Here is a 26,158-nt window from a genome sequence, read left to right as displayed (position 1 = left end):
GGAATATGTGTGACTTTGATTTGGGTCAGATATGTAGCTACATCCCCCGATCCATGGGCCCGGTCGCCTCGCCACCGCCATTCACCCAATCCGCGAATCCACCCAGATTGTAGACATATAAATAGCCCATATCCTTGAGCAGTTTTCCAGCCAGCGCCGCCCTGCCACCAGATGCACAATGCAGGATGATCGCCCGGTCCTTGCGCAGTTCCGCGTCATGGGAAGGCAGCTCGGGATCGGCCCGAAACTCCAACATCCCGCGCGGGATATGATGCGAGCCGACCGCGCGCCCTGTCCTTTCCAGTTCAGGCGCATCGCGAATATCCAACAACAAGGCACCCTGCCCGATCAATTCTTTCGCCCGGCTGGCATCGATACGCTCAACCACCGCGTTTGCAGCTTGCATCATGTCTTTGACCGTCAATGGCATTTGCGCCCCTCCAGGAAATGAATCCGTGAAAGGCTAACATGCAGAAAATTGAAGGTGTAGACATTCAGGCGCTTAATGTTCGCGGAAAGCACGCGACATACTGTCAACCACCGGCTTGGCGATATAGGCCGCAAAGGTGCGTTCCTCGGTCTGGATCATGATCTCGGCGGGCATTCCGGGTGTCGGCACGAAGCCCCGCACGCGACCCATCTCTTCCGTGGTCAGAGAAATGCGCGCCAGATAGACCTCTTGCGGCATACCGGCAGAATCCTCGACAAGCGAGTCAGCCGAGACGTAATAGACCTCGCCCTCAAGCACTGGGGTTGTCCGTTGATTGAGCGCAACGAGGCGCACCGTCGCGATCTGCCCGGTGACCACGCTGTCGATCTCGGTACGCGGGATCTGCGCTTCGATGATCAATGGCGCATCGGCGGGCAGAATCTCAGCAATCTGTTCGCCAGTTTCGATCACCCCGCCCGGCGTGTGGTGATGAAGTCGCACCACTGTGCCTGTCACCGGTGCACGTACAACGGCACGGGCCAGAACGCTACGGGCCTGACGGGCTTTTTCACGCACACTTTCAAGATCGGCTTCAATAACGCCCAACTCGTCCAGCGCAGCCTCGCGGTAGGCTGAGCGGGTGCGCAGAATCTGCTCTTCATACTTCAGCAGCATCTGGTTTACCTCAGCCGTTTCAGCGCGCAGACGCGCCAGTTGACCTTCGGCTTCGGCCTGCACCCGGCGGATCGTATTCAGATCACCTTTGCGCACTAATCCTTTTTCAAACAACGAATATTTGGTCTCGTATTCTTCCTCGAGAATCTCTGATCGCCTTTCCATGCTGACCAATTGTGCTTCAAATCCTGACGCACGAATTTTCAACGCCTCCATGTTGCGCTGCAGCAAAGCAATATCGTTCAGCAGCGTCTTTCGCGATACATCAAAGCTGAGTTTCTGATTGTCGAGGATCGTCATGACCTCGACGTCGTCCGATGCTTCGATCAATCCGGGCGAAAACACGAGGGTTTCCTGTTCGCTATGCTCAGCCAGCAACCGTTCGGTCATGGCCTGAAGGCGAAGTTTGCGAATGAACAATTCGCGTTCACTCGCCTCGGCCGAGGTCTGATCCAAAGTCATCATGATCTGTCCGGCCTGAACAGATTCACCTTCCGAGACCAGTATGTTCTCGATGATACCGCCTTCCAAATGCTGCACGATCTTGTTGCGACCGGTCGCGACAAAGCTGCCTTGCGCGATGACTGCAGCGGCCAGAGGTGCACGGAAGGACCAGACGCCAAAGCCGCCAAAACAGACAATAAGCATGATAAAGCCAATCACGATGAATTTGGTGATCGAGCGCGGAACCTCAGAGTACCAAAGACCGCCTTCATCGGTGCGTGCCACGTCGTTCATCGCTTAATCCCCCTTGCCCTGTATTTCGGGCGGTTGCTGGCGCGGCCCGTTGAGCTGTTCCAGCACCTGTTCGCGCTGCCCGAACAGCGCCACGCGCCCATCGGTCAGCAGCATGATCTTGTCGACAACATTCAACAGAGTCGGCTTTTGCGTAATCACCACAACGGTGATCTTGCTTTCCTTTGCTTGCTCAATCGCACGCGCAAGCGCCTTGTCACCCGCCACGTCGAGGTTCGAGTTCGGCTCGTCCAGAACAACCAAACGCGGGTTGCCGAAGAAGGCACGCGCCAAAGCAATACGCTGCTTCTGGCCACCTGAGAGAGGTGAGCCGTCGGCGGCCACAACAGTCTCATACCCCTGCGGCAGCGTTGCGATCATGTTGTGCACGTCGGCCAAAACGGCGGCATCGTGAATCTGCTCATCCGTGGCATCGGCACGCATCCGGCCAATATTGTCTTTGATGCTGCCGGGGAACAGCTGTACGTCTTGCGGCAGATAGCCAATATTTTCGCCAAACTGGCGGGGATCCCAGTTGCGGATATCCATCAGGTCCAGCCGCACACTGCCCGAGGTCGGCAGGATCGAACCCACCAGCGTTTTGCCAAGCGTCGTTTTCCCCGCGCCTGAATTCCCGATGATCGCCAGAGTTTCACCCGGGTTCAGCGCAAAGGTGATTCCGTTCAGAACCACCCGCTTGGTGCCGCCTGGGACATATAGCAGGCGTTCGACATCCAACCGCCCCTCAGGCCGTGGTAGGCGCAGTTTTTCATATTGCAGGGCCGAGTTCGACAGCAGAGCCTTGATCCGCCCAAAAGCGCCGCGCGTCAGCAGGAAGGTATTCCAACCCTCAATCGAGCCTTCGATCGGCGCGAAAGCCCGCCCCGCGATGATCGAGGCGGCGATGACCATACCGCCGGTAATTTCACCTTGAAGGGCCAGAAAGGCGCCCCAGCCCAGAATGCCGATCTGCGTCAAAAGACGGACGGCACGCGAAATGGCCGCGAAGATCACGTTGCGATCCTGCGCCTTGACCTGCCATGTCAGCGATTGTGCGGTGTCACGCCCCCAGATGCGCACTGCCTCGGGGATCATCGCCAAAGCGTTGATGATCTGACTGTTGCGCGACATTGAATCCAGATGCTGGTTCGCCAGGGATTGCGCCTGGTTGGCCTTGGCGAAGGGCTTGGCAGTCATTTTCTGGTTGATCAGCGCGATAATCATCAGGATCACAGCGGTCGTCACCACAATCATCCCAAGTTGCGGATGCACCAGAAAGATCATCAGGATGAACAGTGGTGCAAATGGTACATCCAGAAATGAGATCAGAGTGCCCGAGACCAGAAAGCCCCGCACCTGTTGCAGATCCCCAAGTGTCTGATATTCGCGTCCGTTGCCGTGCAGCGAGGCATGGGCCGCAGCGCTAAGAACCGGGGCACCAAGACGGGCGGCGACCTCGACCGCTGTACGCATCAGCATGAACCGACGAACGGCATCAAATGCGGCTTGAAAAATGACTGCTCCGGCAACGATTGCCGTCAGCATGATCAACGTATCCAGCGAGCGACTAGTCAGAACCCGGTCACTGATCTGAAACAGGTAGATCGGGATCGCTAGGATCAGGACGTTGGTCGCGCAGGTCAGCACCAGCACAAAAGCCAGATTGCGCCAGATGGCGCGCAGTGAGGTACGCAGCGTCTTCTGGAAATCCTCAGGCGGCGTGCGTTTGTGGAATGTTTGGGGTGGCCCCTTGCCATCGCCACCACCCGTCCCCGGGCGCAGCAAGGGTTGGTTGGCCTTGGCCTCGATCGTGGTGCCCATGCGGTCTTTACCATCCGACGGCGCAGAGGGGGTCATGCGTGCAGTCGATTGGTCGGCGGTTTCACAATCGGGGGCTTCGGTATCGGCCACCCCAGTGTCGCCACCCGCAGGATCCTTATCTTGCGCGGGCCGCGACGACGCGCGCCGAAGGGGAGAACCAGCGCGCGGTTGTGATGTTTGATCCAACTGCTCTGCCTGGGTCTGCCCCGGATTATCCGGTTGTGTCGTCGCCTGAGGCGCTTCTGATTGCCGCGATCGTTTCGCGGGCCCGGCAACCGGGGTGTCACTTGCTTCCGGGGTCTCTGGTTTGGTTTCGGGTTCCGCCAGTTGCATATCACTTGTCAAACGCAGGCGGGACGCTGTTTTTGCAAGTTTACTTTCATTTGGTTTTGCTACCCGATTTCGGGGTTCCAGGGTCAATGGGCCTCCGCCTCCGTGCCGGTCCAATGGACTTGCAAAACGGGTGCGGCGCGACGAAAAAACGATCGACATAAACTAACCTTCCGGTCACTCGTAAATCAGGAAATATTAGGCCAGCATGGTCTGCAGGCCATCGGAGGAATTCGCCATTTCGCTTGGCGTGAGATCGTTACCGTTAGGCCCAATGCCATTGTCGTGACCTGGCATACCCGCCTCTTCCATGATGGCGGCGATTGCCTCGTTGGTCATCTCGGCGATGTCCTCATTCGTGGGCATGTCAAGCAGGCTTGCCTGATGCAGTAGCAGGTCAGAAAATGCCCCATCCTGAGCCATAACGACCGAATCCACGCCGGCCTTGGTTACATTGGCGGCGTTCAGCATCGCATTGCTGCCTGCCAGAACCTCGGTCTCGTCCGCGTGGGGACCATTCAGATATACGTCATCCTGATCGGCAAGCATCGTCGATTGCTCGGCCACGTTGACCTGAACCAGCGATCCATCGATCTTGAGGACCCGCATCTGCTCCATGCCAGCAAACATCGGATCGTTCATTAGCGCCTCTTCCAGCGCTGCCATGTCGTCCTCGCCCATGGTCATGGCGTCGGCCATGGAGTCGTGCATCGCCTGATACGTATCTTCGCCTTCTTTCTTGAGAGAAACCTCGTTCATAACCAGGTTCTCGTCCGATCCATCGATGGGTCCGGGCAATCCGCCCATCACCACATCGTCATCCAATAATACGTGCGTCTGGACAAACGCATCGACCGATATCATGTCGCCTTCGATCATGATCAGGTCATAATAACTGCCAAGTTGAAGAATATTGGTGACATCAATCAACTCGTTGTCACCCAACGCATACAGCGTGGTCGTCGCGCTAATCTCGGCATCAATATGATCGATATCCGTTGCGTCGATGTCCTGCTTGACAAAATTTGCAACGATCAGGTCGGTCGTAATCCAATCAACATGCACATATGCCGGGGCATCGTCTTCACTTGAGCCTTTCTTAAGCCAAGGGGCTGAGTTGCCTTCGACCTCGATCGTCGACGAGTGCACCACATTGGTGCCCGAGCCGCCATTCGTGCCCTTGTCTGTGTCAGATACAACGGCGACCTGGCTCACCATGGCCAGTTCGATTGCTTTCCCACCGACCGCAATATAAGGCGCATCGACCCAGGCCACAGTTGCGTTCACCTCGTTGATCGCAAGGTTGCCGCCTGCGATCACCGTGTGACCTTCGGCAAATTCGTCTTCCTCGTCCTGAGCCCATTCGGCGGGCATCATATCGGGCGTTTCGTCTTCTTCTTCCTCGTCCGGTCTATGATGCGCAGGCAGAAGATCTTCCCATTCCGGGGCTTCGTCCACATACTCACCATTGACGATCACGCCCATCGCGTCTTCGCCGTGGAACTGATAAACAACCGCGCCTTCAACTTCGACATTGATCGGGGCCAACATCGCTTCGGCCAAAGACTCGACGTATTCAACCGACAAGTAGTCCGAGATCGAGAACGAGGGCACGGCAAACGCGTGCATCGATGCTGCGACCTGCGCAGCCGCCTCGGCCAATGCGATCAACTGATCGACATCGCGGAAATCTCCCTCGCCGACAACGTCATTGTCGCGCAGGAAAATCGTCTGGAACGTGTAGGTCACAGCAGACCCGATAAGCTCTGTCACAATCTCCAGCTGCTGCTCGATCACAAACGTTGCACCTAGGCCGGTTGTCGCTTCGGGTAACGGCGGACCGTCTGAGAGTGGTGGTTCAAGTACAACGACCGTTTCAAATTCAGGGCCGTCGGTTGGGGGTGGAAGTTCAGGAGTGGCGGGGGGGGTGTCAAACCGATAGGAAAGCGGACCATATTTGCCTGGGTCCAATTCAAGATCTGCCTTGATCCGGATCTTTGCGGGTTCTTCCAGTTCGTCCAGTTCCGCCTTGCGCCGCATGGCGGTGAACTCTTCGTACTGATCCCTCAACCGGGCTTTTTCAATCGTAAGATCAAAAGATCCAATAAAGTGTGCAATCTTTTCGGTAACACTATCGAATGACATTTCGATGATCCCTTACCCCCTTGCCGACTAAAATTTCCGGTTCGGGATTTGCTGGGCCGAGGCCACATTACGCGGCCCCGGCGATTTCATTGAACGGGGGCCGATAATGCGGCCCCCGCGAATTGGTCTTAGACCTCGGTGTCGTCGCTCGAATAAGTCGAGGTCATCGAACCGCCAACCATGGTCGTATCGACCGAGTTACCAAGCACGTTGGCACCCTGTACGATCGATTGGTTGAACGCGTTCGTATCGACGACTGCTGCTGCGGATGCATAAGACTCGCCGTTGACGATACCATCGCCACCATTATCCGAACCCCAGGTACCGCCATTACCGCCAGCACCACCGGCACCCGAATATGCACCGGATGCTTCACCACCGGTGTTCATTGCACCTGTGGTTGCACCACCAGTAGACGAGCCCATGACGTCGCCGCTGGTACCGCCAGTCGATGCCGCTGCACCACCGGCACCGCCGTCACCTGACATCGCAGTACCCGTTGCATCACCTGAAGCCATCGAGTCCGCATCATTATCGGACGAAGCATCTCCACCGTATCCGGCAATCGCTTCGGCAAGGCTTTCGGCATAACCATCGTTGGCTGAATCGGCCCATGCTTCAGAGTCACCGCCGTTTCCGGCTTCGTTGGTTGCGTCAGCTGAACCAGCACCGCTTCCGGCCGAGCTTGCCTCGGGGTTGGCCGTACCGCCAGCGCCACCAGTACCTTCGGCCGATGCCATTCCATCGCCGCTGGCGTCTGCTGATCCATTACTTGTGTTGGTACCACCATTACCACCAGAACCGTCAACGTCCTGATCATTGTCGGCAGAGCCATCGATATCACCAGGTGACTGCGTGATTACAGGGCCGGCAGCATCTTGGTCACCAACACCTTGCGCATCCGCATCCGTGTCAACGTAGCCGCCGCCTGCACCACCGGTTCCTGTACCGCCAGCACCCGGTCCGCCAGTACCTGTGCCACCAGTACCAGTACCTCCAGTACCCGTACCACCAGTACCTGTACCGCCAGTACCCGTACCGCCGGTACCTGCACCACCAGTACCACCGTCTCCGCCGGTACCGTTCGAGTTACCAGCTGCTGCAGCTTCTTCGTCTCCGTCAGGATCTTCCTCTTCCACAAGGAGTACCGGGAATGGGAAGGCTTCTTCTACCGAGCCGGAATCTCCGCCGGTGCCGTCGCCACCATTGGCATTGCCACCGGAGCCTTCGCCACCAGTGCCTTCACCGCCTGAGCCTTCACCGCCTGAGCCTTCGCCCCCGGAGCCTTCGCCACCGGAGCCTTCGCCGCCGGAGCCTTCGCCGCCGGAACCGCTACCGCCATCGGCATCATTCCAGCCCATCGCGCCAGCGCCAGCCAGACCCAAACCAATATTGCCTCCAGAGGAAGACTCGTTGGCTTCGTTGGTTCCGTCGCTAGAGTTGTCTGCCGAACCATCGTTATCGGCATCACCAGCGCCACCATCGGCACCGTCGTTGGAAGCATCGGTGCCTGCCAGACCAAGGCCAGCAGCTAATGCCCCAGATGTATTGTCACCACCGTCTGCATCGCCATCGGCGTTCGCTCCGGACAAACCAAGACCAAGACCAAGGCCAATCGATCCGGCATTACCACCGTTACCACCAGTAGAGTCACTATCGGAACTCGCTTCGCCGTGGTTGTCGGCATTAGACTCGCTGTCTGCTGCGCCGCCTTCGCCGCCGGTGCTGTCACCGTCTGCGCTGGCACTCGAATGACCAAGACCCAGGCTTGCGTTATAGGTATCACCCGAAGATGCGCCATCTCCACCTGTCGCAGCGCTATCAGCATTTCCTGAATGACCACCAAAGGCCAGCGAATGGCTGCCATTGGTGTCGCCATAGGCTTCACCACCATAGCTCATGCCGCCATCGCCAGAGGAGCCACCGTCGTTGTTTACGTCGATACCGTCTTCGGCATAGGCTTCACCGCCGTTGGCGTCACCGCTTTGTGTGAAATCACCTGAATTCACGACACTTGCGGTACCCAGACTGTCATTGTCTTCCAGGCTGGCAAACTGCTGGTTGATTGACGCGAAATCATTTCCGGGCCCGTCTTGCGAGATATCAATGTTGACGTCGTCGCCTGGATCGTAATTTACATCGTCACCGGCAGTAATAACGTCGCCGACATCACCTTCGACGTCCTCAATATCAACGTCGACTTTGTCATCGTCGCGCGGAATCCACTCTCCGCCGCCGAAGTCGATATCTACGGTCGCGGTATTGGTGTTGCTGTCGTCACCGCCATTGGTCTGTGAGTTGCTGTCGTTACCACCATTGGTGTTGCTGTCGTTACCACCATTGGTGTTGCTGTCGTTACCACCATTGGTGTTGCTGTCGTTACCACCATTGGTGTTGCTGTCGTTACCACCGTTGGTGTTGCTGTCGTCGCCCTGCTGTTGTTGCTGCTGCTGTTGCTGTTGGTTCAAATCTTCAACAGCCATCTCTTCTTCTTCCAGCTGCGGTTCGTCTACAACAGGATCCTGATCGTCGATAACTTCTTGGACATCGGTGATTGGAGCTAATCTGCGTTCCATAATAAGTTCCACTTTTACTGAAGCACCAGACCGCCATTCATCTACAAAGCGGTAACAGGCGCGGTTTGAAACAGACTTTGCGCGCAACGTGTCAATCTGGACACTCGCGCGGCCGTGAAGGTCTTCTGTTTGGTTTGCCCCCCTTTCTCGGCTAAGCCGATTCCATGACCACGGAGAATTCGCAGAAATACGCGGACCGCAGGCACGTCAGGTCTAAGATCACTTCACAAATTGAAGCTTGGGCATGGTTGCAGCGATAAGGGGATGTGCATAGCTGGCCGAAAGGGCTATTTTCCGTAATTAGCTGTTTAATATATATATTTTTCGAAATCTGGCGTATTTCGCACCAAATTTGCCTCAGAAACAATCATGCGCAAACATATAGGATTATTAACCCTGAAATTTCATAAAGTTACGCTAAAACTATATACGAAAAACCTGATCAAAGGTTCTAGTACGCGGTATTGCGGAACCCGCCTTTGGTTGCTGAAACACGTACTTTCAGCTATAATAAGGTACTATTTGAGTTCAAAGTTACTGTTTCGCGCCATCCAGTTCTGTACCCGATTTAAAGTTTCAGAGGGCGGCGTTTGTATTAGTGGGGGGAAGATCAATGAATATTTCATTGCAAGAAGACGCCCGTGATCAGATTGAATATCCCGAAGAGCTGTCGATCATTTTTATCGGCAAGGAACTGTTCTACTCGAACCAAACCCTGAGAAGTGTTCAAAGCGAATTCGGCGTTCGTGCGTCAAGATATGAAAGCCTTGACGACCTGCTGGCCGAGAGTGGGAACTCTGTTCCCTCCGAGCGCATCATTGTTGTGGATCAGATGATGCTCGAAGATCTGTTGGCGCGGCCCGCTGATTACTCCCAGCTCGCCGAGACAGGATGTCTGGCCTTCGCCTATCGCAAGAAAAGTCCGGCCCGGGTTCTGTTCGAACGCTGGGATCGTACCCGTTTCGGCAGTGTCGGGTATTTGCCAATGAACGTGGCGCCGGATGTTTGGCGCGCAATACTGCGCCTTCTGATGCACGAAGAGCTGCACCTGCCCTGCTTTCTGGCCGACAGCATGACCGCAACACAAAGTGCGCCAGGCACACCTATCGAAAAACAGCCTGCAACCAGAACCCGGTCGCCTGACAAACTGTTGCGATACTCAAAGCTGACGCGCCGCGAAAAGCAAGTCCTGAGGCTGGTATCGCAAGGCAAGAGCAACAAGACCATTGCGTCGAATCTGGGCATCACCGAACACACCGTCAAACTGCATATGCACAATGTCTCGGGCAAGATCGATGTGAGCAACCGGACTGAAGCTGCGCATTTCTACTTTGAGGTCGCGCCGAACGAAGCGCGCAACGCGCCCGTTGGATGAGGCATTCGAAACCCGGTTCGACCGGCTCATTCTGTTGGTGGGTCGGCTCAACTATATGTGGACGAACACGGAAAGCCTGCTGATCCACCTGATCGCAGGTCTGACCGGAGCCAACAAAGATGTTGCGGTCATCATATTCCTGACGCTTAACACCACACGTGCCCGTATCGATCTGGTCGAACGTCTCGCCAAGATGGAGGGTCGCCCCCCTGAAATCCGCGATCCGATTCTCGAACACACCCAGCGGTTGTCGCGCCTGTCCTCTATTCGAAACAAGTACAATCACTGCATCTATTCTTTCGATCAGGAAAGCGGAAATCCAAAGACCATCCTGATGCGCATTGCTGATCGCAAGACTGACATCAAACTTGGTCGTGAAGACACAGTCGACGACAAAGCAATGAAAGAAATCGAGGATGTTGTCACTCAGCTCTCGAATGCCAACAGGGATATCTGGAAATTGATCACCCAACTGGGTTTCCCTGTCTGAGATGGTAGTGGTGCGGGCGGTGGGACTCGAACCCACACGGCACTAAGGCCTTCGGATTTTAAGTCCGATATGTCTACCATTCCATCACGCCCGCACATCATCGTCGAAGTTTTGTCTCACCGCGCCGATGTCGTGTGCAGACACTTACAACCAACCAAAACGATTGAAAAGATACTCATTCATCAGATCCAGGGATGCATGCAGAACACTAACACAATCCTGCTGAATCAAGGCCGAGCTTGACAGCCTTCGGCCAATTCGTTCACGTCGGCGCAACACAAGATCAGGGAGCGAGCGATGAAACTAGTCAGTAACCCGTTTCGAGGTGGTTCTAAGCTTTCGGATCAGGCCCCTTATCCCTCCGTAGAGACAGATGGGTTGGGCCGGCATCGATTCTTCTGCCCTGACTTTGTCGAAACGCCCCTTGTGAATGCATCGGCGCTGGCACCCGTCGCGAATCTCTGGGTTAAAGATGAGCGAAGCCGTATGGGCCTGGGATCGTTCAAAGCGCTGGGTGCGGCTTATGTGATCGCCTGCGAAGCGAATGACATCTCGGTCACGCCAGATGGTAACACGCTCAAAGGGCGCACCTATGTTACGGCAAGCGCGGGCAATCACGGGATGAGCATGGCCGCGGGCGCGCGCACTTTCGGAGCTGATGCAGTTGTTTACATCGCAGAAACAGTTCCAGAAAGCTTTGCAGATCGCCTGCGCGCTCAAAACGCACAAGTGGTCCGGGCGGGTGCGGATTACGCCGCCAGCATGGAAGCAGCCAGTCAAGCGGCGCGGGACAATGGCTGGACTTTGCTCTCGGACAGTTCCTGGGAGGGGTATACTGAACTACCGTACTTGCTGATGGAAGGGTATCTGCAAATGGCGGTCGAAGCCGCCGAGCAATGTAATGAGGCACCAACGCACATTCTTCTGCAAGCCGGTGTTGGCGGCATGGCCGGAGCCGTCGCTGCCTATGCGCGGGTCGTTTGGGGAGATGCTCCGCAGATCATTGTTGTCGAGCCAACCTCTGCCCCGGCGCTGCAGGCCAGTATCGAAGCGGGGCATTGTGTGTTTGCTGACGGGCCCGACAGCATCATGGGGCGACTGGATTGCAAAGAGCCCTCGCTGATCGCCTTGAACGGCTTGGCCCGAGATGCCGATCTGTTTGTGACAATCGAGGATGACACTGTCGAAGCACAGCTTCCGGCCATGGCGAAGGCCGGGTTGGAAACCAGCGCTTCGGGCGGTGCTGGCATTGCGGCCGTTCTGAACGACGCGATCCGTAGTGAACTGGGTATTGGACCGAATTCCAAAGTGCTCTGCATCTTGAGCGAGCAACCTGCATGAGAGGTTTCGCACCAGAGGAATTCGCGACCCGCGTTGCGCGCGCCCAGCATCGGATGCAAGAAACCGGTCTTTCGGCCCTGTTGCTTACGACTGAGCCCCAGCTTCGCTATTTCACAGGTTATCTGACCCGTTTCTGGGAAAGCCCAACGCGGCCTTGGTTTCTGATCGTTCCGATTTCTGGCAAGCCGGTTGCAGTAATCCCATCCATCGGTGCTGCATTGATGGCACAGACATGGATCGACGACATTCGAACCTGGAGTGCACCCGACCTTGAAGATGATGGGGTATCCCTGCTGGCCGATACACTGAGAGGGTTGACGCCTGAAAACGCCTCAATCGGCTGCCCCGACGGGCATGAGACCCATGTAAGGATGCCACTGGCCGATCTAAGGCATCTCGAATCCGCAATTGGAGCGCGCCAAATTACGGGTGACCATGGCATCCTGCGGGCGCTGCGGATGGTGAAATCTGACGCCGAGATCGCAAAGATTCGAACTGCCTGTCAGATTGGTGCCCACGCCTTTGCACGAGTGCCCGAGATTGCCTCAGCAGGGACACCGCTGGATCAGATATTTCGAAACTTTCAGAGACTCTGCCTTGAAGAGGGTGCCGACTGGGTGCCCTATCTGGCCGGAGGGGCCGAGCAAGGCGGGTACTCGGATGTAATCTCACCCGCGACGCAGACCCCGCTTCGTATAGGCGATGTGCTGATGCTCGACACCGGCCTCGTCCACGATGGCTATTTTTGCGACTATGATCGCAATTGGTCCGTCGGCCCAGCGAGCAAGGCGGTACGCGATGCACATGCCAGATTGGTCGAGGCTTCGGATGAAGCGTTTGATCAAGCCCGCCCAGGCGTGACGGCTTCTCAGCTTTTTCATACGATGAACACAATACTTACCGATGGCAGCGCGGGTACCGATGCCGGGAGACTGGGCCACGGGTTAGGAATGTCGTTGACCGAATGGCCTTCGCTTATTCCCGATGATCATACTGAACTGCAACCGGGAATGGTTTTGACGCTTGAACCGGGTATTGCGGTCGATGGCAAAATTCTCGTGCACGAAGAAAACATCCTGATAACCGAAGGCGCGCCCGAATTCCTCAGCCCCCGGATAGGACCGGAGATTGCCGAGATATGAGCACGTTGCCGTACACACTGGATCCTGACGATCCCTCGGCCGTACCAATGGGGCTGATCGTTTTACAGACTGACGAGACAATCGAACCTGAGTTTCGTAGCCTTTTTATCGATGACAAAAGCCCTCTTTATGTCAGCCGCATTCCCAGCGGGGCCGAGGTTAACACCGACACGCTGGCGCAGATGGAGACCGACTTGCCTGCAGCGGCTGATCTGCTGCCAAAGGCGCGGCCCTATCGAGTTGTTGGCTATGGATGTACGTCAGCCAGTTCGGTTATCGGCTCGGATCGGGTTGAGCAGATGGTCATGCAGACCTGTAATACAGCGACCGTCACCAACCCGTTGCGGGCAGCCTCCGCCTGCGCGAGACATTTGGGCGTCTCAAAATTTGCACTGCTGTCGCCTTACATTGAAGAAGTAAACACTCCGTTGCGACGCGCGTTTGCAGAACAAGGCATCTCGATGGATGTGTTTGGCACTTTCGGCGAATCCGAAGAAGCCAAAGTTGTGCGGATCTCAACCGATTCCGTGGTCGATGCCGCCGTGCGACTGGGAAGAGATTCAACAGTCGACGCCGTATTCCTTAGTTGTACGAACCTTCGGACACTGACGGCTATCCCAAGGATCGAAGCGCAGATCGGCAAGCCTGTCCTGTCAAGCAACCAGAGTTTGGCCTGGCATATGAAACAACTGAACGTGTCGCAAAATTAGGCAAATGCGGCGTTTACGCGACTCCAATTGCTTTACGGGCTTGCGACCATTTGTTAGCCTCGTCATCAATGCACGAGAAGATCAATGAGGCCCGGACCAACCGGGTAATCATTTGACGCAACAGGGGGTCTTGTGACCGACACAAATAGCGACGCCGCGTTTGTTGAATTTCAACGCGTTCAAAAGTCTTATGATGGCGAGAACCTCGTCGTCAAAGATCTCAACCTGGCAATGCCAAAGGGCGAATTCCTGACCATGCTCGGGCCGTCCGGATCAGGTAAGACGACCTGCCTGATGATGCTTGCCGGATTCGAAACCGCCACACATGGCGAGATTCTTCTGGATGGAAAACCCATCAACAATATCCCTCCGCACAAACGTGGCATCGGGATGGTGTTCCAGAATTATGCTCTGTTCCCGCATATGACTGTGGCCGAGAATCTTTCATTCCCGCTGGAAGTCCGCAAGCTGGGTAAGTCCGAGCGCGAGGAGAAAGTCAAACGCGCGCTGGACATGGTGCAGATGGGTGCCTTCGGCAATCGTCGCCCCGCGCAGTTGTCGGGTGGTCAGCAGCAACGGATCGCACTGGCACGTGCGCTGGTGTTCGAGCCCGAACTGGTTTTGATGGACGAACCGCTGGGTGCGTTGGACAAACAACTACGCGAGCATATGCAGTTCGAAATCACCCGTCTGGCGCATGAACTGGGCATTACCACCGTCTACGTGACCCACGACCAGACCGAGGCATTGACCATGTCCGACCGTGTTGCGGTGTTTGACGATGGCCGCATTCAGCAACTGGCCCCGCCGGATCAGCTGTATGAAGAACCCGACAACAGTTTCGTGGCGCAATTCATCGGTGAAAACAATACCCTGGAAGGTGTTGTTAAATCCATCGATGGAGATACCTGCCTTGTGCAATTGGATGACGGCTCGGAAATCGATGCGGTGCCGATCAACGTGCACAATCCGGGCGAACGTACCAAGGTCTCGATCCGGCCCGAGCGCGTAGAATTCAATAAAGACCGACTGCATGCCGATGCACATACGCTGAAAGCAACGGTCAAGGAATTCATCTATATGGGCGACGTGTTCCGCTTCCGCATGTCGGTGGCGGGCAATGACGAGTTCATCGTCAAAACACGGAATGCCCCCGACGCCATCCGTCTGAATCCCGGACAGGAAATCGAGATCGGCTGGCTTGCAAAGGATTGTCGTGCGCTCGACGCATAGACCAAGCCGCGCGGTACAAACGTGGCTTACCGAGGGACCAGCTGGCGAAAACCCGTGCGTCAGCTGACCAAACAACAAACGGGAAGTACTGGGAGTAACACATGAAAACTACCAAAACACTGCTGACAGCAGCTGCTATTGCGACAGCGGCTGGCGGCGTTTCCGCCGAAGAGATGACCATCGTCTCGTGGGGCGGCGCCTATTCCAAATCGCAGCTCAAGGCTTATCACGAGCCCTATTCGGAGAAGACCGGCGTCACCATCCTGAATGATGACAGCTCGAACGAGGCCGTCGCCAAACTGCGCGCGATGAACGAAGCGGGCAACATCACATGGGACGTGGTTGATGTGGTTGCGGCGGACGCGATCCGCCTCTGCGACGAAGGTCTGGCACTTGAGATCGATTTCGACACTCAACTGGCCCCTGCCCCCGATGGCACGCCTGCCTCCGAAGATTTCGGTGACCTTCTGGTCAGCGACTGCTTTATCCCGCAGATCGTCTATTCAACCACTTTCGGTTATCGCACAGATCTGGTCGGTGATACTCCGCCAACCGACATCTGCGCAGTATTCGATCTTGAAGCCTATCCCGGCAAGCGCTCGCTGGAAAAGCGCCCGATCAACAACATGGAATGGGCGTTGCTGTGTGACGGCGTTGCAAAAGAAGACGTCTACGACGTTCTGGCCACTGCTGAAGGTCAGGACCAGGCCCTGGCCAAACTGGACACCATCAAGGACAGTGTCGTCTGGTGGTCTGCCGGTGCCGACACGCCACAATTGCTGGCTGATGGAGAAGTTGTCATGGGTTCGACCTATAACGGCCGTCTGTTCAGCGTGATCGAAGAGCAAAAGCAGCCGGTTGCGATGCTGTGGGATGCTCAGGTATTCGATCTTGATGGCTGGATCATTCCGGCTGGCCTGAGCGAGGAGCGTCAACAGCGCGCACTGGACTACATCATGTTCGCAACTGACACGCAGCGTCTGGCAGATCAGGCCAAGTACATCTCGTACGGCCCGGCTCGTGCCTCCTCTGCACCGCTGGTGGGTCAGCACGCCGATCTGGGCATCGACATGGCACCACACATGCCGACCGATCCGGAAAACGCCAAGAACACGTTCCTGTACAACTACGAGTTCTGGGCGGATTACCGCGACGATATCGACGCCAAATTCCAGGCTTGGCTGGCGCAATAAGCGTCTGATTTCCTGAGATTGTCGGGGGCGGCTATCGCCCCCGACCCCAAAAATACCCAAGGGGTACCGATGACTGACGCCACCCAAAATACTGGTCCCATGCTGGCCGCGGACGGCACGCCACTCAAGCAATCGCTGGCCCGGTCTCTGCGACGGCAAAAGCTGCGGGCCCTGATGCTGGTCGCCCCACTGCTGCTGTTCGTTATGTTCTCTTTCATCGTGCCTATTGCGGCGATGCTGTTCCGATCTGTGGAAAACAGCATCGTACAAGAGACACTGCCCCTGACGGTTGAAGCATTGCAAAGCTGGGATGAAACCAGCGGCGAGTTGCCCGACGAGGCCGTTTATGACGCCTTTGTCCGCGATATGGTCGTGGCCGTCGATAACAAGACACACACCCGGCTGGGTTCGCGTCTGAACTACGAAGAGACAGGCATGTCTTCGATGTTCCGCCGCTCGGGTCGGAAAATGGGTAAGCTGGACCCCGAAACCGATGGGCCGTTCAAAGACCAGGTCATCGAGATTCACGACGGCTGGGGTGAACCGCAGACTTGGGCGGTTATCAAGACGCATTCGCCCGCTGTCACCAATGGCTATTTTCTGAACGCTGTGGACATGCGCCGCACGCCCGAGGGCGCGCAGGCGCAGCCCGAGGACAAGCAGATCCTGATCAAGCTGTTCGGGCGCACTTTGTTCATGTCGCTGGTGATCACCGCGTCCTGTATCCTGCTGGCCTATCCGGTCAGTTATTTGCTGGCGACACTTCCGATGCGGGTGTCGAACCTGCTGATGATCCTCGTGTTGTTGCCCTTCTGGACGTCATTGTTGGTGCGAACCTCGGCGTGGAAGGTGATGTTGCAGCAACAGGGCGTGATCAATGAAACATTGGTCTGGCTGGGACTGGTCGCCGACGACGCCAGGCTGGTGATCATCAACAACCAGATCGGCACGATCATAGCTATGACGCATATCCTGCTGCCGTTCATGATCCTGCCCATGTATTCGGTGATGCAGACCATACCGCCCTCGTATACCCGCGCCGCAAAATCCATGGGCGCGACCAACTGGACGACATTCTGGCGCATCTACTTCCCGCAATCCATTCCTGGCATTGGCGCGGGCTCAATCCTCGTGTTCATTCTGGCGATCGGCTACTACATCACGCCTGAAATCGTTGGCGGCACCAAGGGTGTCTTTATTTCGAACCGGATTGCCTATCACATCTCGTCCTCGCTGAACTGGGGGCTGGCCGCGGCATTGGGAACGATCCTTCTGGGCGTCGTACTGCTGCTCTACTGGTGCTACGACAAGATTGTCGGCATTGATAACGTGAAGCTGGGATAATCGACATGGCCGCACTTACTCCGATATCCCGCAAACCTTTGTCCATGGTTTTGCCAAGCGTTGCGCTGGCAGGCGCCTTCGCCGGTATCTTTGTCGGCGCGGGCAATGGCTCGGTCTTCCTCGGCATCATTGGAGGGGCAGCCTTGATCGCCGCTGTGGCCTGGGTTTACATCACGATACTCAAGAACGAAAAACTGGCCCGATGGATCAATATCCTTGGCTTTGGCATCGTCGGTTTTCTGTTCTCTGGCCCAATGGGCGGCGTTCTGGGCCTGTTGGGTGGATGGTTCTTCGTCTGGTTTATCTTTTGGCTGTACGAAGGTCGATATCGCCAGAAACTGTTGCCCTATCTGACCGCGAAACAAGTGTTCTATCACTACTTGTTCCGGGTGATCTGCGGCGCGATCTTCGTGTTCCTGATCACCCCGATCCTCGTGGTTTTGCCGCTCTCGTTCAACGCGCAGGACTTCTTTACCTTCACGCCAGAAATGCTGCGTCTGGACCCGGAAGGGTACTCGCTCAAGCACTACCGCGATTTCTTCACCAACAATGAATGGCAGCGCAGCTTCAAGAACTCGCTCATCATTGCGCCGATTGCGACGATCATCTCGGTCTCGCTGGGCACGCTGGCGGCCATTGGCCTCAGCCAGAGCCACGTTCCAGGCCGCCGCGCCATCATGGGCATCCTAATCTCGCCAATGATCGTGCCGCTGATCATTTCAGCCACAGGCATGTTCTTCTTCTACAGCGATATCGGCCGCTTCATGGAGGGAACACTGGGCATGAACAAGAACTTTGTGGGCTATGTGAAAGTGATCCTCGCTCACGCCGTTCTGGGTATTCCATTCGTCATCATCACCGTGACCGCAACGCTAGTGGGCTTTGACCGCTCGCTGACGCGGGCGGCTGCGAATATGGGCGCGGGTCCGGTGCGGACATTCTTCAAGATTCAGATGCCCTTGATCCTGCCGGGTGTGATCTCAGGCGGCTTGTTTGCCTTCATCACCTCATTCGACGAGGTGGTCGTGGTACTGTTTGTCGGCTCGGCTAGCCAAAAAACGCTGCCATGGCAGATGTTCACCGGCCTGCGCGAACAGATCAGCCCGACCATTCTGGCGGTGGCCACGATCCTCGTGGTGATCTCGATTGCGCTGCTGACCACGGTCGAGCTGCTGCGCCGTCGGTCCGAGCGCCTGCGAGGCCTTTCCCCCGCTTGACGCAGGCCTAGGTCTGATCTAACGATTCACCTGTTCATCCCAGCCGCGATGGCGTCGCGGACGCACTGGGATGATCGGCTCTCGGACCCCGAGACCGCCTGTCCTGAACGCCGGGACAAGTGGCCGGGTTTGCCGCCCGGCAATGATGAGAGACCAAGTCATGACAGACACAACAAAACGCCCCGAATTCTTCATTTGCCACAATGGCGACAAAGCGCCCCTGCCGTTCAGCAAGGGCGAATACGACCGCCGCCTTGGCGCCCTGCGCGCAATCATGGCCAAGCATGACATCCCCGCCGTCCTGCTGACCTCGATGCAGAACATCGCCTATTATTCCGGCTTTCTGTACTGCTCTTTCGGCCGCCCCTACGGCTGCGTGGTAACACAGGACGCTTGCACCACTGTCTCGGCAAACATCGACGCGGGCCAACCGTGGCGGCGCTCGGTTGAGGGCAACGTCATCTACACCGACTGGAAGCGCGACAATTACTGGCGCGCAGTGGCCAGCCTGATCGGCGGTGCCAAACGGATCGGGATCGAAGGCGACCACATGACATTGGCGGCGCGCAACACGGCGCTGGACATGCTGGGCGGACCGGAACTGATCGATATCGCACCTGACACGATGTTTGCCCGCATGGTGAAATCCGCAGAAGAGATCGAGCTGATCAAAGGCGGCGCGCGCACCGCTGACGTGGGTGGGGCCGCCATTCACGCAGCTATCCGTGAAGGCGCCACCGAGATCGAGATCGCCATGGCTGGACGCGACGCGATGGAAGAGGAAATCGCCCGCGCCTACCCGGATGCCGAATACCGCGACACATGGGTCTGGTTCCAGTCGGCGCTTAACACCGACGGCGCACATAACCCGGTGACTAAACGCGCGCTGCAAAAGGGCGATATCCTGTCGCTGAACACCTTCCCGATGATCTCGGGCTATTACACCGCGCTGGAACGCACGCTGTTCCTGGGCGAACCCGACGCCGACAGCCTGCGCCTGTGGAAGGCCAATGTCGCGGCGCACGAACTGGGCCTGAGCCTGATCAAACCCGGCGCGACCTGCTCGGGCATCACGGCTGAGATCAACCGCTTCTTCGCGGATGAGGGCCTGCTGCAATATCGCTCGTTCGGGTATGGCCATTCCTTCGGCATCCTCAGCCACTATTACGGGCGCGAGGCCGGTCTGGAGCTGCGCGAAGATATCGACACGGTGCTGGAACCCGGCATGGTCGTCTCGATCGAGCCGATGCTGTGGATCCCCGAAGGCCAGCCCGGCGCGGGCGGCTATCGTGAACACGATATCCTTGTGGTTGGTGAAGACGGGGCCGAGAACATCACCGGCTTCCCCTATGGTCCCGGCCACAACATCATCGATGCATGAAAAAACGGGTGGGGCGACAAGCCCCACCTTCTACCGCTGGGCGCGTTCGTGAAAGATGAAGCCCAGAAAGTTCAGCAATAGCTGCGCCGCCAGAATTTGGGTACTTTCCGTCGGGTCGTAAGCAGGCGCGACTTCGACCAGATCGATGCCCACAACATCCCCGCGTTTGGCCAGACCCTGTAGAATTTCCAGTACATCGTAGTAGAGAAACCCGCCATGGCTGGGCGTACCTGTGCCCGCCGCGATTGAAGGGCAAAAAGCGTCGATATCTATCGTTACGTAATACCGTGCCCCCTGCGGGATACGCGCCAGCACTGCCTCGGCCCCCAGTTTGCGTACCTGCCGCACAGACAGGATGTCCGACCCGCGCGCACGGGCGTCGTCATAGCCTTCCTTCGCGGTGGATGAGACATTCCGGATGCCCAGCTGCGTCATGCCCGAGACATAGTCTTTCTCAATCGCCCGCCGCATCGGGTTTCCGTGCCCGGCAGTCACCCCGTGGCGTTCATCGACAAAATCCAGATGCGCGTCGATCTGCACCACATGGATCGGGCCGATCTGCGCGCAATCCTCGGCGAAGGCATTGATACAGGGGATGTTGATCGAATGATCGCCGCCGATGGTCACCGGCAGCGCGCCTGCTTTCAGGATTTTGCCCACGCCCAGTTCGATATTCGCATGGCTTTCCTCGGTCTTGGTATGGATAATATCCGCATCCCCCAGATCAACGATCCGCACGGAGCCATCCAGATAGGTTGCGTCATCTTCGTGATCATAAGCCCCGGCGTGGCCGAAACTGAACAGGGTCGAGGCTTCGCGCACGGACCGAGGTCCAAACCGCGCCCCCGGTCGCCATTGGGTCCCGAAATCGAAGGGCGCGCCGAGAACGGCGATATCCGCCTCTATCTCATCCCAATTCTCAACATAAGGAGATTTGGCGAAGGTTGAGATGCCGACAAAAGGCAGGTTTAGTCGCCCCGCCTTATAACCATGGTCTTGCATGGGTATTTCCTTTTTCATTGCCACTGTCACGTTCGATGACATCAATCGCAGCAGCATCTTGTGCTCAGGATGGACCAATGTCGAGATGCCCGGCGTGCAGCTTCAGTAATTCGAGCCACTCACGCGAGTGTTGCGTGTATGTGATCTGCTTTGCGGGCAAGATCGAATATGAACCCGATCGGAGGATGCCATGTCGATTCCACGTCGCAGCTTTGTCGGCCTGTTGGGGGCAAGCGCTGTAGCACCTCGCGCTCTTTGGGCGCAGGATGACCCTGTTTACGATGCCGTACGTTCAACTTTGTATGGCAGTCGGACCGATTTCGAAGCCGGGATGGCATACCTGACCGAGCGCGGCAACCCGGACGTTGTGCCCGCGCTTTTGACGGCGATGCGCTATGGCAGACGGCGAGAGCGAGACATTGCCAAAGTCATGGAAGCGTTGAGCGGCGCGCGCCACGGCACGGACTGGTTCGAATGGATGCTATGGCAAGAACGGAACGCTCAGATTGTACCTCATCCATCTTTGATACCGTTTAAACGCGAAGTTCTTTTGGGCATCGATCAGAACTTCGATGTGTTCCTGAAACCCGAATATTTGCAACGCGACAACATGAAGATTCGGCTGGAAGAGATCAGTTGGGGTGGTGTGCGCAAGGACGGTATCCCTTCGCTGGACAATCCCAAGCTGATCCCGGCGGCGCGGGCGGACTATATGAAAGACGACGATCTGGTCTTTGGCGTCTCGATCAACGGCGATGTACGCGCTTATCCGCTGCGCATCATGGGCTGGCACGAGATGTTCAACGAGGTGATCGGAGGCGTTCCGGTAGCACTGGCCTATTGTACGCTGTGCGGATCGGGGATTTTGTTTGAAACGCAGGTCGAGGGGCGGCGGAAGCCGCTTGTATTTGGCTCGTCCGGGTTCCTGTATCGGTCGAACAAATTGATGTTCGACCGTGAGACGCATTCGTTATGGAACCAGTACACAGGTAAGCCCGTGGTCGGACCGCTGGTCAACAGTGGAATCGAGCTGAAGCAGCGTCCTGTGGTGATCACCCGCTGGGACAGCTGGAAGGCGTCGCATCCGGATACGCAGGTGCTGTCGCTCAGCACCGGTCATCGGCGCAACTATGGCTCGGGCGTTGTGTATCGCGATTACTTTGCCTCACCCGATCTGATGTTCCCGGCCTTGGTCGATCAAAGTCGGCATCGCCAGAAGGACTACGTGTTCGCCGTGCGCCAGTTCGGCGCGGCGCGGGCGTGGCTGTTGGACGCGTTCAAGGGCAAGCCGGTGATCAACGATGCGATTGGCGGGCGGGCACTGATGCTGATGGGCGACCCGGACAAGCGCAGCGTGCGCGCCTACGAGCGTGGATCGCGCCAGTTCCGCGCGACCACCGATGGCGGACTGCTGGACGAAACGGGCAACAAGTGGCGCGTCACGGAAGAGGCACTGATTGGCCCGGATGGCGCAGAGTTGCCGCGCGTCGCGGGACATATCTCGTATTGGTTTGCCTGGGACAATTATCTGGGCGACGCAGCCAGCGTTTACGGACGCTGATCAAGAATGTTCCTCGGCCGCTGTGGCGGCCAGCGCGCGGTTGTAAGCTTTCAGCGCGTCGATGTGATAGAGCGCGCCAACGGGGTTTTCACAGCCGTCCTTGTCGATGATCACCACCGGGATGCAAGGGATGTCATCGCGGTCGAAATATGGCATCGCGGCCTCAAGCGTGGCGCTGGCCTTGACGCATAAGCCTTGTTCGATCAATGCCTGCGCGTCTTCCTTGGAGATCGAACGCGCGTCCCCCAGCGGGCGCATCACCGCGCCTGCCCGCAACATTGCCAGCAGGTACGCCTGCGGCCCGGCGGCCAAGTGTACATTGCGCCGTTCCAGCTGGGTCAGGAAGAAGGACCGGTCTACAAGGCGCGAGGCTAGCGCAGTGGACATCGAGACCGAAACCATCACGGCGAGGCCGATCTGCCAGTCTCCGGTCAATTCAAACACGATGAGCGTGGTCGAGATCGGCGCGCCCAGCACCGCCGCCGCCACCGCGCCCATCCCGGCAAAGGCATAGAGCGTATGAGTGCCTGACACATCTGGCAGCAATCCGGTGGCGATCAGGCCGAAGGCCAACCCGGTCAGCGCTCCGATCATCAATGACGGGGAAAACACACCACCACCCATGCGACCGCCCATGGTAATCGCCACTGCGACGGTCTTGATGACCGCGAACAGGATCGCGGTCGTCAGCACGAGGTCCCCGGTCAAGGCACGGATCGTGGTTTCGTATCCCACGCCGATGATGTGCGGAAACCAGACCGCCAACAGGCCGAGCATCGCGCCCGAAACACCGGGGCGCAGCCAGCGCGGCAGAGACAAGCGGTTTTGGATATGCGTGCCGATATCCTCGGCAAAGAAGATCGATCGCATCAACAGCAGCGAGACCAGCCCGCAAATCAGGCCTAGGATCAGGAAGGCGGGCAGCTCGACATAGAATTGCAACGACCCGGGCGTATCCAGCGTGAATTCGGTCACGTCACCATAAGCCAGCCGGTTGATCACGGTCCCCGCGACCGAGGCGATGACAATGGGCGCAAAGGCATGAACGGCGAAGTGGCGCAACACAACCTCAAGCGCAAACAAGGCCCCGGCGATAGGGGCGTTGAAACTGGCCGAAACAGCAGCGGCCACAGCGCAACCCAATAGGTCGCGCCCGGTGATGCCGTCGGCGTGGATACGGTCGCTGACCCAAGTCGAGATGACCCCGGCCATATGCACAACAGGTCCTTCCCGCCCCGTGGATCCGCCTGAGCTGAGCGTGATCAGCGAAGCGAAAAAAGATGCGATACCGGCCTTCTTTTCGACCCGTCCATCAGTGATGGCCGCACCCTCGATCACATCAGCTACCGAACGCACACGGCCATCATCGGTGTACCTGTTCAGGATGATCCCGACGACCAACCCGCCGACCACAGGTGTAAGGAAAATCCAGAGCCAATGCAGCTTCTCAGCATGGCTGTGCAGGAATAGGATATCTTCGGTGTTGTAGAGATAAGCCTGCAACGACGAGATCGCCATCCGGAATCCCAGCGCCATGAAGCCTGCAGCGATCCCGATGACCAGAGCGATAAACCAGAACTGAATCTGGCTGGGGCCACGATGAAGCATTACCCGCCATGCATCCCGCAGCGCCGAGAGGGCTTGATTGAGCTGATTGCGCAGCACGGTGCGGGTCGATTGGGTCATTGGCCCTCGTTGGGGTGGTCGCCTGACCCTTAGTAAGCCACGCGCGCGCCTTAGAAAAGTCGGTTCACGACAAGATGCTCACAGAATGCGCGTCATGCATCCAACAGGGCACGGGCAGCGGCGCGTGCCTCATCCGTAATGGTGTCGCCTGCGACCATCCGGGCGATTTCGTCGACGCGGTCGGGGTCGGCCAGCGGGATCACGGTGGACAGGGTCTGATCGCCGGTGACCTGTTTCTGCACCCGCCAGTGATGCGCCGCCCGTGCGGCCACTTGCGGCGAGTGGGTGACGACCAGCACCTGCCCGCCCTGCGCGAGTGCGGCCAGACGGCGGCCCACCGCGTCCGCCGTGGCACCGCCGACACCGCGGTCAATCTCGTCAAAGATCATCGTGCGGGCACTGTCTTCGCCCGTTAGGCAGACCTTAAGCGCCAGCAGAAAGCGGCTGAGCTCGCCGCCCGAGGCGATTTTGTTGAGCGGCCCTGACGGCGCCCCCGGGTTGGTGGCGACGGTGAAGGCCACCGCGTCGATGCCTTCGGGGCCTGCGTCGGTCGCGGTGACCTCGGTCCGGAACACGGCGCGTTCCATTTTCAGGGGCGCTAGTTCAGCCATTACTGCGGTGTCCAACGCACTGGCGGCCTTATGGCGCGTTTCGCCGAGTGCGGTGGCCGCGTTGTCATACGCAGCTTGTGCCGCGTCCACAGCAGCGCGTTTGTTGCTGAGGTCGGCGTCACCTGCATCCAGCCGGTTCAGGCGGTCGCGCAAGGTATCGGCGAAGGTGCCCAGATCATCGGGGGCCACATCGTGTTTCCGTGCCAGCGCGCGAATGGCAAAGAGGCGTTCCTCGGCCTGTTCCAGTTCCGCTGGGTTGAAATCGAGCGCTTGCAGACAGGCGTTGACCCCATCCTGCGCCTCGCCCAGTTCGATCAGGGCGCGACCCAGCGCTGCAATGGGGCCTTCCAACTGGCCACCCGCATTGTCCGACACGCCTTCCAGCCAGCGCACGGCATCGGCCATCGCGCCCTCGGCCCCGTCGCCGCCCAGCAAGGCAAAGGCACGGGCCACGTCATCGCGAATCCGTTCGGCCCCTTGCATCATGCGGCGGCGGGCGTCGAGATCTGCATCCTCGCCCGGCTGCGGGTCAAGCTGATCCAACTCGGCAACGGAATGACGCAGGAACTCTTCTTCGGCACGCATAGCCTCCAGCGCTGCCTCAGTCTGCGCCAGAGCTTTGCGCGCGATGGACATCTGGCCCCATGCGGCACGCACGGCGGCCAACTGATCCCCTGCCCCGGCATAGGCATCCAGCATTGCGCGATGCCCGCGTGGGTTCAGCAGGCCTCGGTCATCATGTTGGCCGTGCAGTTCGATCAAAGTATCCGACAGCGCCCGCAACACTTCGCCCGAACAACGGCGGTCATTGACCCATGCAGTCTTACGTCCCTCGGCCGTGTTGACGCGGCGCAGGATCAGCTCCTCGCCACCGGGCAGACCCGCCTCGGCCAGAATCGAATGGGCAGGGTGATCGTCAGGCAGTTCAAACTCGGCCACAACTTCGCCCTGTGCGGCCCCCTGACGAACCAGCTCGGCGCGCCCTCGCCAGCCCAGCACAAAGCCCAGCGAATCCAGCAAGATCGACTTGCCCGCGCCGGTTTCACCGGTCAAAGCATTCAAGCCCGGCTGAAACGTCAGCTCCAGCCGGTCGATGATCAGCATGTCGCGGATATCAAGGGCGCGCAGCATCGGGTCTTTAGCGTCCCAAGCCTTTAGCC

General features: G+C 57.8%; 19 protein-coding genes and 1 tRNA gene. 11 read left to right on the top strand and 9 right to left on the bottom strand.

Annotated features, from left to right (window positions below; genetic code table 11):
- Positions 1-37: 37 nt before the first annotated feature.
- From ACR0NE_RS10680 to ACR0NE_RS10660, 5 genes are all read right to left on the bottom strand, one after another.
- Positions 38-430 (bottom strand): rhodanese-like domain-containing protein, encoded by a 393-nt coding sequence (locus ACR0NE_RS10680; RefSeq protein ID WP_170594793.1) that lies wholly within the window; start codon positions 428-430, stop codon positions 38-40.
- 72 nt (positions 431-502) lie between these two features.
- Positions 503-1,843 carry an HlyD family type I secretion periplasmic adaptor subunit gene (locus tag ACR0NE_RS10675; RefSeq protein WP_170391969.1) on the bottom strand — a complete coding sequence of 447 codons (1,341 nt, stop codon included), beginning with the start codon at positions 1,841-1,843 and terminating at the stop codon, positions 503-505.
- Between the two features lie 3 nt (positions 1,844-1,846).
- Complete coding sequence (locus ACR0NE_RS10670) at positions 1,847-4,153, bottom strand: type I secretion system permease/ATPase (protein WP_170594791.1); 2,307 nt, start codon at positions 4,151-4,153, stop codon at positions 1,847-1,849.
- A 36-nt stretch (positions 4,154-4,189) separates the two neighbouring features.
- On the bottom strand, positions 4,190-6,136 hold the full coding sequence (locus ACR0NE_RS10665; protein ID WP_170594789.1) for a type I secretion protein: 1,947 nt from the start codon (positions 6,134-6,136) through the stop codon (positions 4,190-4,192).
- Between the two features lie 128 nt (positions 6,137-6,264).
- Positions 6,265-8,712, bottom strand: coding sequence for a beta strand repeat-containing protein (locus tag ACR0NE_RS10660; protein WP_170818737.1), 2,448 nt, complete (start codon positions 8,710-8,712; stop codon positions 6,265-6,267).
- Between the two features lie 613 nt (positions 8,713-9,325).
- Between ACR0NE_RS10660 and ACR0NE_RS10655 the strand changes: the two genes are divergently transcribed.
- Positions 9,326-10,087 (top strand): response regulator transcription factor, encoded by a 762-nt coding sequence (locus ACR0NE_RS10655; RefSeq protein ID WP_170420864.1) that lies wholly within the window; start codon positions 9,326-9,328, stop codon positions 10,085-10,087.
- Complete coding sequence (locus ACR0NE_RS10650; RefSeq protein ID WP_170391988.1) at positions 10,080-10,577, top strand: hypothetical protein; 498 nt, start codon at positions 10,080-10,082, stop codon at positions 10,575-10,577. The genes ACR0NE_RS10655 and ACR0NE_RS10650 overlap by 8 nt, the downstream gene beginning before the upstream one ends.
- 8 nt (positions 10,578-10,585) lie before the next feature.
- Here ACR0NE_RS10650 and ACR0NE_RS10645 read toward each other — a convergent pair.
- A tRNA-Leu gene (locus ACR0NE_RS10645) sits at positions 10,586-10,671 on the bottom strand.
- Between the two features lie 203 nt (positions 10,672-10,874).
- Between ACR0NE_RS10645 and ACR0NE_RS10640 the strand changes: the two genes are divergently transcribed.
- The 8 genes from ACR0NE_RS10640 to ACR0NE_RS10605 all read left to right on the top strand — a co-directional run bounded on the left by ACR0NE_RS10640 (position 10,875) and on the right by ACR0NE_RS10605 (position 20,138).
- Positions 10,875-11,918 (top strand): pyridoxal-phosphate dependent enzyme, encoded by a 1,044-nt coding sequence (locus ACR0NE_RS10640; protein ID WP_170594786.1) that lies wholly within the window; start codon positions 10,875-10,877, stop codon positions 11,916-11,918.
- Positions 11,915-13,060, top strand: a complete 1,146-nt coding sequence (locus ACR0NE_RS10635; RefSeq protein WP_170594784.1) for a M24 family metallopeptidase — start codon at positions 11,915-11,917, stop codon at positions 13,058-13,060. The genes ACR0NE_RS10640 and ACR0NE_RS10635 overlap by 4 nt, the downstream gene beginning before the upstream one ends.
- Positions 13,057-13,770 (top strand): maleate cis-trans isomerase family protein, encoded by a 714-nt coding sequence (locus ACR0NE_RS10630; RefSeq protein ID WP_170594782.1) that lies wholly within the window; start codon positions 13,057-13,059, stop codon positions 13,768-13,770. Before ACR0NE_RS10635 ends, ACR0NE_RS10630 begins: the two co-directional genes overlap by 4 nt.
- Before the next feature lie 132 nt (positions 13,771-13,902).
- Positions 13,903-15,003, top strand: a complete 1,101-nt coding sequence (locus ACR0NE_RS10625; protein ID WP_170401347.1) for an ABC transporter ATP-binding protein — start codon at positions 13,903-13,905, stop codon at positions 15,001-15,003.
- A 101-nt stretch (positions 15,004-15,104) separates the two neighbouring features.
- Complete coding sequence (locus ACR0NE_RS10620) at positions 15,105-16,196, top strand: extracellular solute-binding protein (RefSeq protein ID WP_170594780.1); 1,092 nt, start codon at positions 15,105-15,107, stop codon at positions 16,194-16,196.
- 69 nt (positions 16,197-16,265) lie between these two features.
- Positions 16,266-17,540 (top strand): ABC transporter permease, encoded by a 1,275-nt coding sequence (locus ACR0NE_RS10615; protein WP_170392001.1) that lies wholly within the window; start codon positions 16,266-16,268, stop codon positions 17,538-17,540.
- Between the two features lie 5 nt (positions 17,541-17,545).
- Entirely contained in the window at positions 17,546-18,757 is a 1,212-nt protein-coding gene (locus ACR0NE_RS10610) for an ABC transporter permease (protein WP_170392003.1), read from the top strand.
- A gap of 160 nt (positions 18,758-18,917) precedes the next feature.
- Positions 18,918-20,138: an aminopeptidase P family protein gene (locus ACR0NE_RS10605; RefSeq protein WP_170594778.1), complete on the top strand. Its 1,221-nt coding sequence runs from the start codon at positions 18,918-18,920 to the stop codon at positions 20,136-20,138.
- A gap of 30 nt (positions 20,139-20,168) precedes the next feature.
- On the opposite strand, the gene speB is transcribed toward ACR0NE_RS10605, so the two are convergent.
- Complete coding sequence (gene speB, locus ACR0NE_RS10600; protein WP_170594776.1) at positions 20,169-21,140, bottom strand: agmatinase; 972 nt, start codon at positions 21,138-21,140, stop codon at positions 20,169-20,171.
- Positions 21,141-21,330: 190 nt separating this feature from the next.
- Here speB and ACR0NE_RS10595 point away from each other — a divergent pair, with 190 nt between their 5' ends.
- Positions 21,331-22,701 carry a DUF3179 domain-containing protein gene (locus ACR0NE_RS10595; protein ID WP_170594774.1) on the top strand — a complete coding sequence of 457 codons (1,371 nt, stop codon included), beginning with the start codon at positions 21,331-21,333 and terminating at the stop codon, positions 22,699-22,701.
- On the opposite strand, the gene ACR0NE_RS10590 is transcribed toward ACR0NE_RS10595, so the two are convergent.
- Together ACR0NE_RS10590 and recN are read right to left on the bottom strand one after the other, a co-directional pair.
- Positions 22,702-24,387: a chloride channel protein gene (locus ACR0NE_RS10590; protein ID WP_170392011.1), complete on the bottom strand. Its 1,686-nt coding sequence runs from the start codon at positions 24,385-24,387 to the stop codon at positions 22,702-22,704. It abuts the gene before it with no gap.
- A 92-nt stretch (positions 24,388-24,479) separates the two neighbouring features.
- Positions 24,480-26,129: a DNA repair protein RecN gene (recN, locus tag ACR0NE_RS10585; RefSeq protein ID WP_170594772.1), complete on the bottom strand. Its 1,650-nt coding sequence runs from the start codon at positions 26,127-26,129 to the stop codon at positions 24,480-24,482.
- Positions 26,130-26,158 lie beyond the last annotated feature (29 nt).

This window comes from Ruegeria sp. C9 (genome assembly GCF_056537585.1).
Note: the sequence above shows the minus strand (reverse complement) of the source record. Positions and strands in the feature narration are given on the sequence as shown.

Excerpts from the sequence above, each read along its gene's own strand:
- ACR0NE_RS10680 (WP_170594793.1), bottom strand. The coding sequence starts at position 430 with ATGCCATTGACGGTCAAAGACATGATGCAAGCTGCAAACGCGGTGGTT.
- ACR0NE_RS10675 (WP_170391969.1), bottom strand. The coding sequence starts at position 1,843 with ATGAACGACGTGGCACGCACCGATGAAGGCGGTCTTTGGTACTCTGAG.
- ACR0NE_RS10670 (WP_170594791.1), bottom strand. The coding sequence starts at position 4,153 with ATGTCGATCGTTTTTTCGTCGCGCCGCACCCGTTTTGCAAGTCCATTG.
- ACR0NE_RS10665 (WP_170594789.1), bottom strand. The coding sequence starts at position 6,136 with ATGTCATTCGATAGTGTTACCGAAAAGATTGCACACTTTATTGGATCT.
- ACR0NE_RS10660 (WP_170818737.1), bottom strand. The coding sequence starts at position 8,712 with ATGGAACGCAGATTAGCTCCAATCACCGATGTCCAAGAAGTTATCGAC.
- ACR0NE_RS10655 (WP_170420864.1), top strand. The coding sequence starts at position 9,326 with ATGAATATTTCATTGCAAGAAGACGCCCGTGATCAGATTGAATATCCC.
- ACR0NE_RS10640 (WP_170594786.1), top strand. The coding sequence starts at position 10,875 with ATGAAACTAGTCAGTAACCCGTTTCGAGGTGGTTCTAAGCTTTCGGAT.
- ACR0NE_RS10635 (WP_170594784.1), top strand. The coding sequence starts at position 11,915 with ATGAGAGGTTTCGCACCAGAGGAATTCGCGACCCGCGTTGCGCGCGCC.
- ACR0NE_RS10630 (WP_170594782.1), top strand. The coding sequence starts at position 13,057 with ATGAGCACGTTGCCGTACACACTGGATCCTGACGATCCCTCGGCCGTA.
- ACR0NE_RS10620 (WP_170594780.1), top strand. The coding sequence starts at position 15,105 with ATGAAAACTACCAAAACACTGCTGACAGCAGCTGCTATTGCGACAGCG.
- ACR0NE_RS10615 (WP_170392001.1), top strand. The coding sequence starts at position 16,266 with ATGACTGACGCCACCCAAAATACTGGTCCCATGCTGGCCGCGGACGGC.
- ACR0NE_RS10610 (WP_170392003.1), top strand. The coding sequence starts at position 17,546 with ATGGCCGCACTTACTCCGATATCCCGCAAACCTTTGTCCATGGTTTTG.
- ACR0NE_RS10605 (WP_170594778.1), top strand. The coding sequence starts at position 18,918 with ATGACAGACACAACAAAACGCCCCGAATTCTTCATTTGCCACAATGGC.
- speB (WP_170594776.1), bottom strand. The coding sequence starts at position 21,140 with ATGCAAGACCATGGTTATAAGGCGGGGCGACTAAACCTGCCTTTTGTC.
- ACR0NE_RS10595 (WP_170594774.1), top strand. The coding sequence starts at position 21,331 with ATGTCGATTCCACGTCGCAGCTTTGTCGGCCTGTTGGGGGCAAGCGCT.
- ACR0NE_RS10590 (WP_170392011.1), bottom strand. The coding sequence starts at position 24,387 with ATGACCCAATCGACCCGCACCGTGCTGCGCAATCAGCTCAATCAAGCC.
- recN (WP_170594772.1), bottom strand. The coding sequence starts at position 26,129 with ATGCTGCGCGCCCTTGATATCCGCGACATGCTGATCATCGACCGGCTG.